The sequence below is a fragment of the Brevibacillus sp. AG genome, from assembly GCF_028369215.1.
Taxonomy (GTDB): domain Bacteria; phylum Bacillota; class Bacilli; order Brevibacillales; family Brevibacillaceae; genus Brevibacillus; species Brevibacillus porteri.
The window spans coordinates 323254-340178 of the sequence record NZ_JAQMYO010000001.1; the positions used below are offsets into that span (position 1 = coordinate 323254).

Here is a 16925-nt window from a genome sequence, read left to right on the forward strand (position 1 = left end):
TCTTCATGAGAGTCACAAATGTGCCAAGCAAGGTGCTCAACAACATGGTTCATTTCTTGGCGCCGTATGAACAGGCAGTTGAAGAGCTAAAGTTAAAACTAAAAGGAATAAAATACGGCTTTCTAAAAAGCGGCCGTTATTCTCCTATTGAATTTGTTGTCGGACGAGTAAAAAAAGTCGACAGTTTAGTAAAGAAGGCGAACGAAAAAGGAATCGACTTTTTGGGAGATCATTGGCAAAGTGACGTCGCCAAGGAAGTCCAGGATATCGCGGGCCTTCGAGTCGTATGTCGCTATGTAGACGACGTGCGCGAGGTGCTTCAGTTGTTGCAGGAGCGGGAGGATATCGTCATTCACGATGTCAAAGACTACATCGCAGCTCCAAAGGATTCCGGCTACAGAAGTATTCACATGATTGTTTCTTATACGGTCTACCACGGCAGCGAAAAGAAAACACTCTTTTGTGAGATCCAAATCCGTACATTGGGCATGAACTTCTGGGCGACGAATGAACACGAACTGCGCTACAAGTATGCGGGCAACATTCCGACAGATGTCTTGGAGCAGCTTCATGAAGCGTCCGTGATCACACATCAGCTCGACGTGTTGATGAACAATTTGCGTCAAGAAATTCTCACGCCGGCAGAAGTTGATACGACATTGGAAGAAAAATTGGAAGAAATATTTTCCTTGTATGTCAAGCAGGATTTGGATTCTGCCGCCGCTTTGTACAGAGAACATGTCAGTGGCTTCGAAGAGGCTTTTGCGGACAATCCTAAGTTTAAAATGATTCACGATTTGTTGGGGATCCGGTTGAAATAACGTCTTTTGTTGTCTACAGACCAAATGTAACCTGAAAAAACGCGACAAAGTAGGAAAGGATATAGACTAACATGCGCTTTTTGCTAACGAACCTACTCGTTGTGGTGATGGTTTTGTTCAACCTTGGCATGTCTTCCGCTTTTGCCGAGGAGTCATCAAGCCTGGAGCCTAACACTCTCACTGGACAATCAGCCATTCTGATTGATGCTACAACGGGACAAGTCTTGTTTGAAAAGAACCCTCATGAGAAGCTGTACCCTGCTAGTATTACAAAAATCGCAACAGGTATTTACGCGATAGAAAAAGGGAAACTGGATGACACTGTCACTGTCTCAAAAAAAGCACGCCGTGAAGAAGGTACACGCGTCTATTTGGAAGAGGGAGAACAGATTTCCCTACGCAATTTATTGTACGGACTGCTCATGAATTCAGGTAACGACGCTGGTACAGCGATTGCTGAGCATATGAGCCAGACCACAGAGCTTTTTGCAGTGGATTTGAACGCCTATTTGAAAGAAAAAGTAGGTGTCACCGAAACGAATTTTACCAATCCACACGGACTGCATGATCCGAATCATTACACGACTGTTGCTGACATGGCCAAAATTTCGCAGTACGCGATGAAAAACCCCGTTTTCAGGGAAATTGTCGGTACGAAGCGGCTGCCTTGGCATGGACAAACGTGGGAAACGGTATTGGTGAATCACAACAAGCTCCTGCGCGATTATGAAGGTGCAACGGGAATCAAGAACGGTTTTACTGATCAAGCGATGCATACCCTGGTAGGCTCCGCCAAGCGTGGAGAAATGGAGCTCATCGCTGTCACGATGAAGGCCTCTACAAGTGCAAATGCATACAAAGATGTGAAAAAACTACTGGACTTTGGTTTTCAAGGATTTGAGACCAAACCAATCGCCAAAAAAGGGGATTCTTTTTCAGAAGTAGCTGTTCCTGGCAACAACTCGGTCGTGACTTTTACAGCCAAGGAGGACTTGTATGCGACGGTTCCCAAAGGTGTGGAGCCATTGGTAGAGCTAAAAGCAGATGGGAACCTGTCTGTTAAGGCTGGCAAGCTAGCCGTCTCTTATCCGTTGCTTCGTCATGATCCGCCTGCTCCAGCTCCTACTACTGTGTTTGGGGATTTAGAAAGTAGCGACACACATCCACTGGCCCGCTATAGCGTATTGATCGTCTGGTTAGGAATGAACCTTTTCTTAATCGTGTTTACGTTTTCCCGTGCACAGAGGAATAAACGAATCCGCGAGCGCAGTCTTCAACGGCGGTTCTATTAATGCGAAAATGAGAATCAAAACAGGACGTAGCAATATGCACGTCCTGTTTTTTTGCGAAATGACGGTGAAACTGAGTGTTTTATGTAGGTCATCACTTGTTGAGTTGTGAGGGATAGATGCCGTGTCCAATCGTGGAAAACGAACGTACATTAGAGTAATAACTTTTCATCTGGTGAGGGGGAGTGAGATGGACAACCGAATCTATGATCACCCTGCCGTGTCCGTCATCATCCCAATAAGTGACAGCGCCAGGAGTGCGAAAAAGCTGCTCTCTGCTGTCAAAAGAATAGATCCACACACGGAAATAATCGTCGTATGCAACGGAGTGAGCTCCCATGAAGATACCCTATCCAATGCATGGGGAGCACAAGTCATTTCAACCGGTTTGGAAGTAGACAGCCATGAGGCAAGAGCGATTGGGTCTGCTCACGCGAGGGGAGATGTTGTCCTCTTTATCGACGAACGCCTCGCCATGCCTCTTTTATACTTGAAGAAATATGTCATGCTAGTCAAAAAGGGATCAGATGTCATTATCACGACATGCTCGGACCGCTCGGTATCAAGAAGAGGAAAACGTTCGCCAAGAAGTGCCTATTGCTTGTTGAACCATCTTCTTGGTCAAAAAAGAATGGGCTCCGCTTCCTTTGAAAACATTCCATTTGCCTTGAGCCGGAGTGCTCTAGAGGCGATTGGTTCCGAGAGTTTATGCAATCCGGCAGTTGCTTTGGTTCAAGCATCAGCCTTGGGGCTCAAAATGACGACAATCGCCCCGTTTTCTCCCGAAAAACAACCAACCGGCACTCGTGATATCGTACGAAAAGACATCCGTACGATTTACCGGGAGCATGCGAAGGCAATCCAGTTATTAACGGATGGAACGAAGCTCCGACACGCAGATCAGGATGGACAACGACACCGCGACTTGGTGCATTCAACAGACGTTCTGCATTTGCGCTCGGTCTTTCATCTGGAATCGCGCGTAAAGGAGGGCGGTGGATGGGGTGGCAAACGCAAAGCGAAATATGCGAGATCCCACAAAAAAACGCAGAGAAGAGCACATTAATGGCAAAGAAAAATGCCAGAATTTACATCGGTTAAGTGTCATCCTCTCTGTTCACCACGAGCGGACGATTAAAAAAGTACTCAACCAAATTGAGAAGCTCCGGCCCATGGAAATCGTACTTGTTGTGGATGGCTGCCTGGATCAATCGGTGAAAAAGATACTCACGTATTCTTCTTGTCCACTCACAGCGTTTGTGTACCCATTTCCATTAGGGGATGATGTATGGAGAGCAATTGGTGCCAAGGAGGCCACAGGAGATGTGTGGTTGTTTCTCGATGCGGATCACGTTGTAGCTGCAAATGACATGCAGTCCTTTGTCAGAACGTGTTACCGGGGAGCAGACATCGCTTTGAGAAAGCCCATAACACCACTTCGACAACCATCAATAGAACCGGATACCGTTTTGCTAGCGAAGACATTTCTCAATACCTTAGTTTCACGACATGAACTAGGAACTTCCTCGATGTACGATTTACCTTTTGCCATGACGCGACAAGCTGCCTCTATCATCGGCGTTCAACATTTGGTCGTACCTGCCGTTGCGCACGCCATTGCTCTGCACAATCAATTGCGAGTCGAGCCATCTCCTTACATTGCATCAGCAAAGCTTACGAGAAAAAGAGCGACACAAAGAAAGAATAAACCGAGCGTTAACCAGACGATCCTGGGAGATCACTTGGAAGCAATGGATTACGTGATGTCCCTTAAATGAAATGAAACCGTTGTCGAGGCGATGCCATCTGTCGGTATCGCTTATTCGTTATTTTCAAAAGTCTCGTGCAAACATGCAATCTTAAGTCACTGGAATCATTTGATCTCTTGACTTTGCATTGTTCGGTTTTTGTAGTACGATAGGCAAGTAGGTCATTTTTTCTTGATAAAGGAGCAAACAGATTATGAGTATCCATATTGGAGCACAGCAAGGTCAAATTGCTGAAACCATCCTGCTGCCGGGCGATCCGCTACGGGCCAAATACATTGCTGAAACTTTCCTCGAAGGAGCAGAGTGCTACAACAACGTGCGTGGCATGCTCGGCTTCACAGGTACATACAAAGGTAAGCGCGTTTCTGTACAAGGAACGGGCATGGGAGTTCCTTCTATCTCGATCTACGTCAATGAACTCATGCAATCTTATGGTGTTCAAAACTTGATCCGCGTAGGCACATGCGGCGCGATCCAGGAAGACATCAAAGTACGTGATGTGATTATTGGTATGGCTGCATCCTCCGATTCTCAAACGAATCGTCTCCTGCTCAATCAGGTTGATTTTGCTCCGACTGCTAACTTTGATTTGCTGTACAAAGCGTATCAAGCAGCGACAGAGCGCAATCTGTCTGTGAAAGTGGGCAATATCTTTACGAGCGACAGCTTCTATCGCGAGAACCTAGATTTGTACAAAAAATTGGCATCCTATCAAGTGCTTGCTGTTGAAATGGAATCTTCCGCGCTGTACACTTTGGCTGCAAAATACAAGCGCAACGCATTGTCTATTCTCACCGTAAGTGATCACATCCTGACGGGTGAAGAAACATCCGCTGACGAGCGCCAAACAACCTTCAATGAAATGATTGAAGTGGCGCTGGACGCAGCTCTGATCAAGTAAATTAGCATGCAGACGACATCCCACTGGCAAACTATCGTCAGTGGGATTTTATGTAGAGGATAGAAAAAGGGGATGGAATCATGAAACATAATTACCCTGCCTTTTTTGAAACGGCATTTGACGAAGGGTATACGATAGAGCAGGATGGCTATTTATATCGGTTGTTCCGCCAAGATATGGGCAAGCTTCAAGTGAAAACAGGAAAAATCGTGGCGAACGATCCGTTTGTCATGTTTGAGACTGAACCGTTTGAGGAGGTTTTCCCAAAGGGGAGCTTCTCCGTACAGCTCGCTATCGCGCAAGTTCAATCCCTGTCAAAGGAAGAGCAAACAGATGATTCTCTGGAGCCAGATGAACGGGTAGCATTGGCACGGATTGCCTTCTCAGACAAACCTGTCGTGTCTTGGAAAATGGCTGTTTGGGCGGAGTCAGATGTGTCACAGCTTGGCGAAGGAGAGTTTTTTGGCTACGGTGTGGATGCGGGTACAGGCTCGTTCATGGATGCAGAAGCTTGCGCGCTTTTGGAACGAGAAATGGAGAAGGACGAGATGTTTTATGAGACGTTGACGAAGAAAATGGACCAAACGTATAAACACACGCGTAGTTGGGGTCTGATCGATATAGGGGAAGGCTGTAATGTCGCTATGTTTTCAACAGGATGGGGAGACGGCAGCTACGCGAGCTATATCGGTTACGATGCCGAGGGACAAATCGCACGATTGGTAACAGATTTTTACTTGTTAAATTGGATGGGAACGGCTGAAGAATAGAAGTTGGGGTAAACGGGGAAGGAAGAGAGAAGAAAAGCATATAAACGCCAAAGTAGAGTGCCTCCAGTGGCACTCTTTTTATTGGTTATTTTTTCTTATTTCGTTCAAGGTACTGCGCCAGGTTATTCAAGGTATTTTCGTACGATCTTTTTTTCGGTGTAGAGGTGATCGTTTTGGATTTTGGGATTACTTTGGTCATTTGGGGACCTCCGGGCGTTTTTAGTTATAGTGATCTTAATTATAATATAAATGAATTTACAATAAATGTAAATGATGTTTTTTATTTAAAATGAATTTTTTTATTATAATGAAATTTAAGTGGTGTTATGCCGTTTATGTAGATGGATGATTAATGTCTTAGTGTTTTGTGAAGCTGATAAACATACTGAAAAAGCTCTTATTACTAATTAGGTTTATATGAGAGCAAGTTTCGGTAATGCATGTATGTCAGAGCACTGATAGATGGGAAAAGCTATTTATTTTGCGTTATCTTTCAATTAGATCCATCTAAGAATGAGTTTGTGACACCTAGCTTATAAAAACAGGTGAGTACCCCTTTCAGAAATTATGCATTTCATTTTGAGTCCGATAATATATATTATGTAAACTTATAAAAAGAGCAGAAATCGGCTAGGTGTAAATGTAATGGGATTTCTGTTTGTCTGGCGACACAAACATACTGCTATAACATGCGTGATAATTGCGTATAAATTTCATAGAAGGTTTTAAAGTCCACATAGATAAACAAATGTCAAGGCACATTAAAGTACTTAGCATTCTTTATAAGGTAATTATTCGAGAATAGACTCTCTATGTACTTGTTCCTCTACTAGTGAATGATCCGTTTTCATTTCAGTTCATGAAATGTCGATTTTATGAACTGAAAGTCATTATAACGAAATAAATAAATTTTACTGTGACTCAATTTTCAATTTGTGATGAAAAAATTGATTTTTTCATTCAACCTCTGTTTCCTTTTCTCATCAATCCTCCTCTCCATGACTACTTAATTGAACTAGTTATTCAGTCATGATCCTCCACCCTTTAGATGGTGCGGTCAGTAACCTTTTCAACAAGGCAACTATGCCTGTGTGGCCGCGTCCATTCCAACTTAGTGTCCTATTAGACTATCCGTGGCAGCTCATCAATAAAGAATATTTTTTAACGATACGTTTCATTACCCCCGCGTAATTTGTAAAACCCTCAAGTTGATATTTCCTGACAATGTGATTATTTACGTAGTTGAAGAAATCCCTTTCAGAGAGTTCTCCTCCTTCGTAATCATTTTTGCCAAACAGAAAGATGTCAATCGAGCGATTATCATCAAACTTCACACCAAGCGCAAACTGCTCGATAGAAAGCTGTGATTCGACCATACAAAGCGTGCCATAAAATGCTAAAATCAAGAATATATAGGGAACCCAACTAGGATGGGTCAAATCGCATACCCAACTCATTGTTCCTCCCTTATTGATGGCTCTCTTATTTGAGAATTTCTTGTCGAAAGACGAAATAGACATCTTTACATATTTTTTTGTCATGTTATATATGGTTTACAAGGTTTCCGATAAACAAGTAAGAAAGAGAGGATAAAAGATGAAAAAAAGAATTAGATACAGAAAAAGATATGCATTCCTTGGTGCTGTAGCGGGATATTTCATAGCTTTACTTGCATCCACGATACTTCCGACTTTTATTATGTTAGCCATACCTTTGCTAACAGCAGCCATAGGGTTTGTCTTTGCTGAAAAGAAAGAGCAGCAATTAAGTAGATTCACGGTACCAGAACCGGACCAGAGAATTACTTCTACTGAAGCGGAGAGTGAACAAACTAAAAGGGAACCGGAATCTACCTACTCATCAGAAATACGAGAGTATCTACAAATTATTAAGGAAATTGTGGTTAACGAAAATGACAAGCGCAACCTCGATGATGAAATTTCCGAAAAGACAACAAACCTTTGCTCTAAGATCGATACTCTCCTCCCCTACATAGAAACGCTCGGTAGTGCGCAAACGAAGCATGATATTAAAATGCTCGTTATGAAAGACTTGAATAGTGTCATCAACCCCTTCTTGAGGCTGAGTGTTGAAAACAAGTTGAATAATAGGCGTAAATTATTAGACGGTCTCCGTGACATCAACCTAAAGCTGAAAGTGATCTCTACATCCATTGAACAACACGACATCTATGAGTTGGAGAGAAAGCTTAATCTTATTACCGAAAAATATAATGCCAAAGAAATTTACTAATTACTGTTAAGGAGCGTGTTATAGCAATGACGACACAGGCTATCCAATTAGTTAAACAAGAAGACATCATCAAGATCCAATCTGAAGCAGAAAATGTGGTGCGCCAGCTGCAAACTGATAATCAAAGCCAGATGGATTCAATTTTTGAGCAGCTGGGTAATTTGGGTGAAAGCACCCAACGAAATGCCGCTGAATCTCTCGAAATTCTAAAACGACCTGTGAAAGATCTGATGGATGGGAAAAACAATGATATTCCCAATACACTCTTAAAGCTTCGTTCTTGCACAGAAGAATTGAATCCTAATAAAATCTTTCAAAGCGGTGGGATCAGCAATCTTTTCAACAGAATCTTAGGGAAAAACCCAATTTCCACATATATTCGAAAATATGAATCCGTTAGAACACAAATTGATAACATCATTTCCTCCTTGCTTAATGGCAGTGACAAGTTAAAAGAAGATGTAATTAACTTGAAATACATTAAGAAAAAATCCGGTGAAAATATTTATGAATTAGAGAAACGGATTTACTTCGGTAACAGGTTGCTTGAGATGCTTGAAGTTGAAAGCAATAAGCCTGAAAATCAACTTCGCAAACCCGAATTTGAAAAAGCAATGGTCAAAGTCGTAACAAGAGTAAAAAATATGAGTCAAATGATCAACATTTTACAACAATCCATCGCTTCTGTTGATGTTATTGCGGACAATAATGAAAAGTTGGATGAAGCTGTCTTTAACGCGATTACAATGACGCAAAACGTTGTCACAGTGTCCGCTGCGATTCAGTTGGCCTTGAATAATCAGAAGAAGGTAATCGAAGCCGTACAAAATACCAATCAAGCCATTGAGGATATGCTGGTAGCCAATGCTCAAAGCTTAAAACAGAATACACAAGAAATCACCTCGATGCTGGAGCAACCAAGTATCGCAATTAATAAACTACAGCAGGCATTTAATGATGTGTATAGTGCAATCCAAATTACCGAAGATTCAAATCGGAGAATTATCAATTCTAGTAAAAACTTCATCCAAGAGATGGATAAGCTCAATGCAGAAATGAGAGTAAAACTCGGTATGGCAGATCCAAATCAACTTTCTGCACCAGCCAATCAGCCAACCTCACTTCTGCAGTAAATAAATAAAAGAGGAAACCAAGTGATCTTTACGTGGTTTCCTCTTTTGTTTACCTCTTTTTGTTCGTTGAAATATTGTATCAGACAGAATGTAATTCTTGCATCTTTTGAGGTGCAGCAACATTGGGAAGGGATTTTGGATGATAGCCACACACAAACTTGCTATTACCCCGTTTACTTCTTCTTCCTTCTACGAATATTTGGCAGGTATTGATCGGTCTTTGAGATAGGTATCTTGTCATTTAAACCAAGCAATCCTCCTCCCAACCAGGGCCGTAATAGTATTATTACTAACGATATAAGTTTTTTTCTGACATTCTTCTAAAAGTCCTTCCTCTCCTCCTCAGTCACTGGGACTGTTTATCTGGCGTAATCTTGAAGGACAAGAATACATCAGCTACTTAGTAATATGTAAATCACTTTACTTAAATATCAATCCATTTTTCTTGGAATGTAGAAGCAGAACCTCCCACCTGAACATATATAATATCACCTAAGTGAACAGATACATTTACAGTAATTTCTGAGGAGCTGTTCATTGTATACCCTTGTTCAAAATCAAAGGTTCTTTCTATGCTTTTTTTCTTGTCATTATATTTTACTAAGTAACAAGCTAAAGCAGCATTTGATGTACCAGTAGCACTTTCTTCAGGAATGTCGTATAAAGGTGCAAAGTTCCTACAATGAGCTGTGGAATCATGTAGGGTTTCTAGTGTAAATAAATGATACCCGGTTACATCATACTTTTTACTTATTTTAGTGATGCCTTCCATATCAGGGTCTATTTCTAATAAGTCTTTTAGACTTTTTACAGGTACAATGATGTCACGTAAGCCTGTAGAAATAATTTGGATAGGCATATTAGGCATTAATTGGTCCTCATTTATACGTAATGATCCTATTATCTCTTTAGAAGGAAGTATTTCTAAAAAACTCGGGAGGTTTTGCTGTAAGAAAATCATCTGATTTTCATAAATTTGTACATGTAGTACCCCCGCTTTTGTTTCCGTGGTATAAATTCCTGGATGTACGATTCTGCTTTGAGCTAGTAAGGAAAAAGTTGCAACCGTGGCATGCCCACATACATCTACTTCTTCATTCGGTGTAAAATACCTAATTTTATAATCTGAATTTATAGAAGGGAATATAAAAGCAGTCTCTGAAAAACCTAATGTACTTGCGATAACTTGCATATCTTTCTCTGTGAGATCTTTTGTATCTAGAACTACTCCCGCAGGGTTTCCCCCTTCTCCGTTTTTAGTGAAAGCAGATAAAACGTATACTTTAGTTCTCAATGCATTTTCCTTCTTTCGTAATTTTTACATTGACAAGAACTTGATCCTATAAAGCACAAACGCCGCGATTTACGCGGCTATTAGTGAGATGATGTTCTGGTCACCCGACAATTCTTGATGCCTTATATTGATTATTTCCTATGTTACAAAGTTTGGATAGCATTTCGTCAGAAATATTATTAATAATATGAACACTTTACTTATTTAGCGTCTGAAAAAGGTTTACTAATTCATCAAGTAATCATATCTTTCTTTACCTCCAAAATGAGAATAACCCTCCAAGTTTTGTTTACTTCAATCACTCAACACTGACAGGTCAAGCTGGCTTATTCGCTCTGGATCGGAGATCAGGTCGACTTCGGTAATCTTTCCGTGACTCATCATAAATTTGAGTACATAGAGCAATCTTCCTTGAGGAGCCACAATGATTCCTACTGTTCCGTTCACCAAGGCCAGTTGGGCTGCTTTCTGTGCACGTCCAGATACTTGGTTTGCCAGTGCGACCGGTCCTTGCGTTACTCGAGAAGATCCCGTTTGACGATCGTCACGAAGGATAACGTCCGGATCGAGCGCTGATACAAGAGCATCGAAATCGCCTGCGTGAGCTGCAGCAAGAAAAGCTTGAACAACGTCGCGTTGATGGGTAATGTCGACTTCCGTTGCTTTTCCCCCACGAACCCGGTGACGTGCCCTGCTTGCAAGTTGCCTTGTCGCGGCTTCCGACTTTCCTACAATCGGAGCAATTTCATTAAAAGGCATGGCGAAAATATCGTGCAACACGAACGTGATGCGTTCCGCAGGTTTCAAATTACCGAGCACGACTAATAGTGCAACACCGATAGATTCAGCTAATAAGGCCTCTTGTTCGGGGTCGATTATATTCTCTTGGCTGTTGAAAGAATCTGGCAAGTGAGCTTCTATTGATTCTTCGCGCCTAGATTTACGCGATCGTAACATATCGAGACATATCCTTGAAACAACGGTGGTCAACCATCCCCCTATGTTCTCAATGCCTCTTGCATCCGCACGACAAAGACGGAACCAAGACTCCTGTACCGCGTCCTCCGCCTCGCTCAATGATCCTAGCATTCGATAAGCTACTGCCTGAAGGTTCGACCGTTGCGCTTCGAATCTATTTGCCAACCAATCCTGTTCGTTCATCATTCAAACTCCCTCGTACAAAAATAATAACCCCCTATAAGTACTGACGAAAGAAATTTGAACAATGTGACATGATATTCTTCAAGAAACAATGTCACACGCCTAAGACGGCAACTGCTTTTTATTGCGATCATCGTTCTTGTTTTCTCAGTGCAACCGATCATCATACATAAGCTGGATTTGAATACCGAACGGGTCTTCAATAATTCCATATGCTTTGCTAAACACATTGCTGGATAAAGGTACAATGACCCTTACTCTATCATCCGTAATCAAGCTCTTGTAAAAATGCTCGATTTCCTCTAAGTCCGCACTTTGAATACACAAGGAGAAGTTATTTCCAGCTGCATATTTTTCGTTGACATCCATTGTATTTTCCGCCAGCATTACTTTGGTTTTTCCGATGGATAAAACGGAGTGGGAAATATAATGCTTATTTTCGTCCGTAAGTTGCACAGAGCTGTCGCGCTTTGCCATGTCTTCGTAGGTAACAAGCAGCAATTCCTCTGCGTTAAAATGCTTTTTGTAAAAATCAACAGCCTCTTTCGCTCTTCCATTCATGGATAAGAAAATCGCTACTTCCAGTGTTGTACTCATGGGATTCGTCTCCTTTTAGGTCATTTTGTCAGGCAACTTGATATCTACCTTGAGTTTATTTTACTATATAAAGGTATCAATTAATGACACCTTTATGAGGACGTTACGATGAACAAATCAGAACGATTAAATGACATGATCCGGTACTTAAACGGTCGGGAATTTTTTAATTTGAATGACCTAATGGAGAAATATAAGATTTCAAAAAGTACTGCTCTGCGGGACATTGATTCATTAGAACAATTGGGTATGCCTATTTTTGCGGAACATGGCAGACATGGGCGGTACGGGATCTTAAAAAATCGGTTGTTATCCCCTATTACGTTTACGATGGATGAAGTGTACGCACTGTACTTTGCCATGTTGACGTTAGAATCGTATCAATCCACACCATTTCATTTAAGTGTGAATCGACTCAATGAAAAGTTTGAAAGCTGTCTTTCTCAAAAGCAAATCGAGCAAATTCGCAAAATGAAAAAAGTACTGCAATTTGAAATGTACACCCATCGTCATACCAGCCGATTTTTGGATCTAATCTTAAAAAGCATTCTGAACGAGAGCAGCTGCACGATTCAGTATTCCAAAAATAATGAGAAACAAAAACACCGTGTTCAATTTTTCAGAATTTCCGCCAAGTTTGGCCAATGGTATGCTGCCGGGATGGACCTCCATGCGAATCAATACAGAGTCTTCAGATGCGATCGAATAACCGCTATAGCTGAAGAAAACATGAAATCCCCATTTTCTGTCGATGAACTCATTAGCCGTGCATTAGAAATTTATCGTTCCAAGACTAGTATTGACTTTGAAGTAGAAATTTTAGAACAAGCGAAGGATATTTTTTATAAAGAAAACTATCCTTCGATGAAAATCGAAAATGGTAATCGAACCGTCATTTCAGGATTTTATAATCTCGGAGAAGAGGCGTTCATAGCTGACTATTTTATGAGGTATGGCAATCACGTTATATCAGTGAAGCCGGAATCGTTAAAACAACTGATCCAGGAAAGAGTAGAACAGCTCTTACATCACTATCGAACGTTATAAAACGAGGAGGTACGCATGAATAAACGCTTAGGAAAGATTGAGGTTTACCATCTACTCGAATGGAACTTAAAAATTTTAATAAAATTTTGATAGGCTGAGACGTTTATTCCTTCTTAGTCCCATGATCACTTGTCTCATTTTATGGCAGATGAAGGTACCCGAGCTAAGGGAAGCCGATCGAACAGCTTCCCTCGTCTCATGGATGTCTTCCATTAGAAAAATTCCGCTACTTGACGCGCTTCTCGGAGCGCCTTTTCCTTGAACTCCGCTGCTCGATTAAGGAATTCTTGCATCCCTTCAACAAAGATGCCTTGAAAACTCGTTATACCTACAAAGTCCATAATGGCTTTCATGTGACGGTGCCCCATTTCAAAATCTGCGTAGTTCCCCCCTGAGCCAGGCGACATTATACTTCCAGATGCTTGAATATGAACTGCTTTTTTATCGCCAAGCAAACCGGTTCTACTGCCGTCAGAATTATATCTAACCGTCTTACCTGGAAGGACGATCGCGTCAAGATAGTTCTTCATAACTGTCGGATAGGAAAAATTCCAGATCGGCGAGACAAAAATATATTTGTCTGCAGCTATGAATTGTTCAAGAACTTGGAAAATACGTCCGAGTTTACTTTGCTCCACAGGCGTTAATTGATCGAAAGACACTCCCTGTCTAAGCTTGTCCCGTGCATCCAATACATCACCATCGTGTTGAGGGAGATCCAGCTTAAACAAATCGAGATGCACGACTTCGTCTTGCGGATGGGTGGAACGGTAAACTTGTAAAAATTCTTTCCCTACTGTCATGGAATAGGAACGCACATCATCACGCGGGTTAGCTGTAATATAAAGTACGGTTGCCATAAAAAGAAAAACCTCCGTTTTCAATGGGCGGCGACTGCCGATTTATTTTTTGACCAAAACGTCTGCGACTTGACGAGTAGAGACGTTAATCCGGTTATAAAGGTTGGCTGTAGCGATTCCAGCAATAAGCGTAGCCATCGCCGCTTCATGATAGTGACGGGCTGCTTCTTCGTATACTTCGTCCGGCACAGGCTGGGATTGTTCGTTAAGTCGAGTCATCGACTCACTCAGTGCTAGCGCAGCACGTTCCGCATCGGTGAAATTCGACGTATCGCGCCATGCGGATACAGCTAGAATTCGCTCTATGGATTCGCCTGCATTTTTCGCGTTGTTGGAATGAAGAGCGACGCAGACGCTATCTCCGTTGATTTGGCTAATACGCAGGTAGGCAAGGAAGAGCGTGCGGGTCGGCACACCGTTTTTCTCGGCTGACGTAAATAAGGCTTTGCCCAACGCCTGCAAGGATTGGTCCACTTCGGGCAAAATGATAACAGGGTTTTTCATTCTGGATTGCATAGGAAACACTCCTTTGATTATATGAGAGAAGCCCTTCATTCGGCCTCTCATAATAATGACGTAACGAATGGAGAGAGTGTGACCGAATCGCATAGGGTCCCATAAGAAAGCCGCCGTGGACGCCAAAAACCAAGGAGCCAAGCGAGAATAGATCGCTTGGCTCCTGGCCTTACGGGTTTTGCAAGCATTCGGAGTTTCAAGCGCTTTTCCGGCAGGTCTTACAATCATTCGCTCCGTTTCCCGAATGATAGAAGCCGATGAAAGCAAAAGTTCGGCTTCATCTCTCGGGTTAATTTCCATCGCGACGAACGTAATGGCCGCATTTGGGCGGTCTGCTTGTTACTTATGCGGGGTGGCATTCCATCTTCTGGATCAACATACCGGTTGCTCTGTTTTCAGCGGCTCAGTGACGACTACAGGTTTGCACATCATAGCCATCGTGACGGCACTTATTAGCGTCGGGCTGCTGGTTGTCGGCAGTTCCCGGAAGCGTACAAACTTTATTACCCTAAATTGGAAAAAGGCAGCCTTTAAAGCTGCCTCAGATAAAAGTAAAAACTCACTTAATTATTGGTGGCTGTATTCCATGTAACCAGTCTAAAATAAATGGGGCTTGATGAGGGTTTAGGTTACTTGGCATATCCTTTTTATGTATGAATTGAAGTCGTGTACTTTCCTCATTTCCTTGAACTGTACCTTCGTATTTCGTCACGTGAAAAATGATCTGTACACTAAAAACTTTGTCTCCATTTGCATATTGAGCAAAGCCATTCTTTCCGGAATATATTCCAAACAACTTTATTTGACTGATTTGAAGATTCGTTTCCTCTAAAACTTCCCTTCTAACAGTCTCTTCGAATGTTTCCCCAATTTCCAGAAGGCCACCAGGAAGACCCCAAATATCTCTTTTTTGTTGTAGTAGAATTCGTCCAGAGTCGTCTTCGATTATTGCCCCACAGCCAACGGTTAAAAGAGTTTCATGACCAATGTATTTTCTCATTGTTCCTATATAGTCATTCAAAACAACTTTACCTCCCAAGTACTTTTTCCAAGATGAATTCGTCATACTAAGCTGAACTCCTTGTTAGAATAACCTTGATCATGTTACTCGTTAATACTTGTTGATTTTTATCGATAATATTGCCTTTTGTCCTTTTCTTTTACTGATACTCTTAGTTTCCAAAGTTCTTGAGCCAATTGAAAAGCTTCTTTATCATTTCCTTTTTCAATTGCTATTCCCCTTGCTTTTAATAGAGCATTCGCAGCAGGAGATAGGTCAGGAGAATCCACAACCCATATTTTAAAATCATGTTGAAATGGATCGGTATCGCTCCAAACATAATCATGTTTTCTAAATGCAGCACCTACTGTGCTTTTAGTAAGCTCTTGCTTAGAACGAAATAGTTCTTTTTCATCATTACCTAAAAACACCAATTGCTTTTTATCCATAAATACAAGGGAGATATCTTTCTTTTTGAAAAGAATTTCATCATCTCTAAGTTTACAGGTAACTTTATCATCGTATACAGACGTTTCTAAGCTTTCATGAAAAGAGAGTAGAGTCAAGGCAATGCCCGCAATCAAGCCAAGGATCATTGTAACAATGCCTACCCATGCTCCACTATAGGATGCAATGAGTTTTAAGGGCCCCTGGAAAGGTATCCAAGGCAAAGAACTGCCCCATTTAGCAATACTCGGAAGAAACCAGCCGAACACTAAGCCGATAAGAGGGAAACCAAGCCACAAGATAACCTTGTCCGTTTTTGAAAAATTTAATAATGTATGATTCTCACTCATTTAAAGTCTCCTTTTTTAGATAATACACTTGTAATGGTTTCTCTCCATACAGCTGAAACATCAAGTTGAATGCCAATCATCGGATAATTTGATAAGTTATCAAGTGTTAACGCTAATACACATGCTTTTTCACGTAAGCCTTTTGAATCAGTGTGACCAAATTCTTCACCTTTTTGTAGTAGTCTTAAAAAACCGTCAATAAAGCCTTCCTGTACGGCTTTAATTATTAATCTGTACTCTTTATTATGGGAAGATTCTCGGTTTCCATATAAAAGAAACTCATTTAATACCTGTACAACAAGCATTTGTGTATCTGTAGTCTCTTCACCCAACAATTGCAAGCCGTCACTAATCATCTTCTCTACAAAATTATTTTTCGTATACTCATTAATCTGAAAATATTTTTCAAAACTATATCCTTCTAAAATCCAAGCGAATACAGCATCTACTAGTTGTTCTTTCGAAGAGTAATAATAATAGATGGATGGCTTCTGTATGCCTACAGAATTAGCAATCATGGAAAGTGAAGCTTTTTCAATTCCATACTGTCCGATCAACCATGTGGTCGTTTCAAGAATTTTTTGTCGTGTTGCTTCGCTTTTATTCATTTCCTCACCATTTTCTACCTAACGTTAGTTAGATAATATCGTCTACTTTCGCTGATTGTCAAGATGATTCATTAGGGAATTGGCTTATCCCCTATGCGTGGGTTGTTTT

Annotated in this window: 18 protein-coding genes; 9 read left to right on the forward strand and 9 right to left on the reverse strand. The window is 41.4% G+C overall.

Annotated features, from left to right (window positions below; all coding sequences use genetic code 11):
* Positions 1-5: 5 nt before the first annotated feature.
* The 6 genes from POF51_RS01415 to POF51_RS01440 all read left to right on the forward strand — a co-directional run bounded on the left by POF51_RS01415 (position 6) and on the right by POF51_RS01440 (position 5550).
* A complete protein-coding gene (locus POF51_RS01415) occupies positions 6-821 on the forward strand; it encodes a GTP pyrophosphokinase (protein ID WP_017248607.1) in 816 nt (271 codons plus the stop codon).
* A 71-nt stretch (positions 822-892) separates the two neighbouring features.
* On the forward strand, positions 893-2113 hold the full coding sequence (locus POF51_RS01420; RefSeq protein WP_069844934.1) for a D-alanyl-D-alanine carboxypeptidase family protein: 1221 nt from the start codon (positions 893-895) through the stop codon (positions 2111-2113).
* Positions 2114-2300: 187 nt separating this feature from the next.
* The gene (locus POF51_RS01425; RefSeq protein ID WP_069844935.1) at positions 2301-3176 is read left to right on the forward strand and encodes a glycosyltransferase; all 876 of its coding nucleotides are present in this window, start codon (positions 2301-2303) and stop codon (positions 3174-3176) included.
* Positions 3136-3888, forward strand: a complete 753-nt coding sequence (locus tag POF51_RS01430) for a glycosyltransferase family A protein (RefSeq protein ID WP_069844936.1) — start codon at positions 3136-3138, stop codon at positions 3886-3888. Before POF51_RS01425 ends, POF51_RS01430 begins: the two co-directional genes overlap by 41 nt.
* Before the next feature lie 184 nt (positions 3889-4072).
* Positions 4073-4780 carry a purine-nucleoside phosphorylase gene (gene deoD / locus POF51_RS01435; RefSeq protein ID WP_069844937.1) on the forward strand — a complete coding sequence of 236 codons (708 nt, stop codon included), beginning with the start codon at positions 4073-4075 and terminating at the stop codon, positions 4778-4780.
* Positions 4781-4860: 80 nt separating this feature from the next.
* Positions 4861-5550: a DUF4241 domain-containing protein gene (locus tag POF51_RS01440; RefSeq protein ID WP_173621894.1), complete on the forward strand. Its 690-nt coding sequence runs from the start codon at positions 4861-4863 to the stop codon at positions 5548-5550.
* A 1127-nt stretch (positions 5551-6677) separates the two neighbouring features.
* On the opposite strand, the gene POF51_RS01445 is transcribed toward POF51_RS01440, so the two are convergent.
* Positions 6678-7007, reverse strand: coding sequence for a hypothetical protein (locus tag POF51_RS01445; RefSeq protein ID WP_069844939.1), 330 nt, complete (start codon positions 7005-7007; stop codon positions 6678-6680).
* Positions 7008-7146: 139 nt separating this feature from the next.
* Between POF51_RS01445 and POF51_RS01450 the strand changes: the two genes are divergently transcribed.
* Positions 7147-7803, forward strand: a complete 657-nt coding sequence (locus POF51_RS01450; RefSeq protein ID WP_106833094.1) for a hypothetical protein — start codon at positions 7147-7149, stop codon at positions 7801-7803.
* A 26-nt stretch (positions 7804-7829) separates the two neighbouring features.
* Positions 7830-8936, forward strand: a complete 1107-nt coding sequence (locus POF51_RS01455; RefSeq protein WP_069844941.1) for a toxic anion resistance protein — start codon at positions 7830-7832, stop codon at positions 8934-8936.
* Positions 8937-9360: 424 nt separating this feature from the next.
* Here POF51_RS01455 and POF51_RS01460 read toward each other — a convergent pair whose 3' ends face one another.
* The 3 genes from POF51_RS01460 to POF51_RS01470 all read right to left on the reverse strand — a co-directional run bounded on the left by POF51_RS01460 (position 9361) and on the right by POF51_RS01470 (position 11988).
* Positions 9361-10230 carry a PhzF family phenazine biosynthesis protein gene (locus tag POF51_RS01460; RefSeq protein WP_069844942.1) on the reverse strand — a complete coding sequence of 290 codons (870 nt, stop codon included), beginning with the start codon at positions 10228-10230 and terminating at the stop codon, positions 9361-9363.
* A gap of 294 nt (positions 10231-10524) precedes the next feature.
* Positions 10525-11391: a sigma-70 family RNA polymerase sigma factor gene (locus tag POF51_RS01465; protein WP_069844943.1), complete on the reverse strand. Its 867-nt coding sequence runs from the start codon at positions 11389-11391 to the stop codon at positions 10525-10527.
* Positions 11392-11538: 147 nt separating this feature from the next.
* Complete coding sequence (locus POF51_RS01470; RefSeq protein ID WP_069844944.1) at positions 11539-11988, reverse strand: VOC family protein; 450 nt, start codon at positions 11986-11988, stop codon at positions 11539-11541.
* Positions 11989-12096: 108 nt separating this feature from the next.
* Between POF51_RS01470 and POF51_RS01475 the strand changes: the two genes are divergently transcribed.
* Positions 12097-13035 carry a helix-turn-helix transcriptional regulator gene (locus POF51_RS01475; protein WP_069844945.1) on the forward strand — a complete coding sequence of 313 codons (939 nt, stop codon included), beginning with the start codon at positions 12097-12099 and terminating at the stop codon, positions 13033-13035.
* A 212-nt stretch (positions 13036-13247) separates the two neighbouring features.
* Here the strand turns inward: POF51_RS01475 and POF51_RS01480 are convergent, their stop codons facing one another.
* The 5 genes from POF51_RS01480 to POF51_RS01500 all read right to left on the reverse strand — a co-directional run bounded on the left by POF51_RS01480 (position 13248) and on the right by POF51_RS01500 (position 16816).
* Positions 13248-13895, reverse strand: a complete 648-nt coding sequence (locus tag POF51_RS01480; RefSeq protein WP_069844946.1) for an NAD(P)H-dependent oxidoreductase — start codon at positions 13893-13895, stop codon at positions 13248-13250.
* Positions 13896-13937: 42 nt separating this feature from the next.
* A complete protein-coding gene (locus POF51_RS01485) occupies positions 13938-14411 on the reverse strand; it encodes a carboxymuconolactone decarboxylase family protein (protein WP_271753431.1) in 474 nt (157 codons plus the stop codon).
* Between the two features lie 559 nt (positions 14412-14970).
* Positions 14971-15477, reverse strand: coding sequence for an NUDIX hydrolase (locus POF51_RS01490; RefSeq protein WP_170831549.1), 507 nt, complete (start codon positions 15475-15477; stop codon positions 14971-14973).
* A gap of 62 nt (positions 15478-15539) precedes the next feature.
* Positions 15540-16208, reverse strand: coding sequence for a YqeB family protein (locus POF51_RS01495; protein WP_069844947.1), 669 nt, complete (start codon positions 16206-16208; stop codon positions 15540-15542).
* Positions 16205-16816: a TetR/AcrR family transcriptional regulator gene (locus POF51_RS01500; protein WP_069844948.1), complete on the reverse strand. Its 612-nt coding sequence runs from the start codon at positions 16814-16816 to the stop codon at positions 16205-16207. The genes POF51_RS01495 and POF51_RS01500 overlap by 4 nt, the downstream gene beginning before the upstream one ends.
* Positions 16817-16925 lie beyond the last annotated feature (109 nt).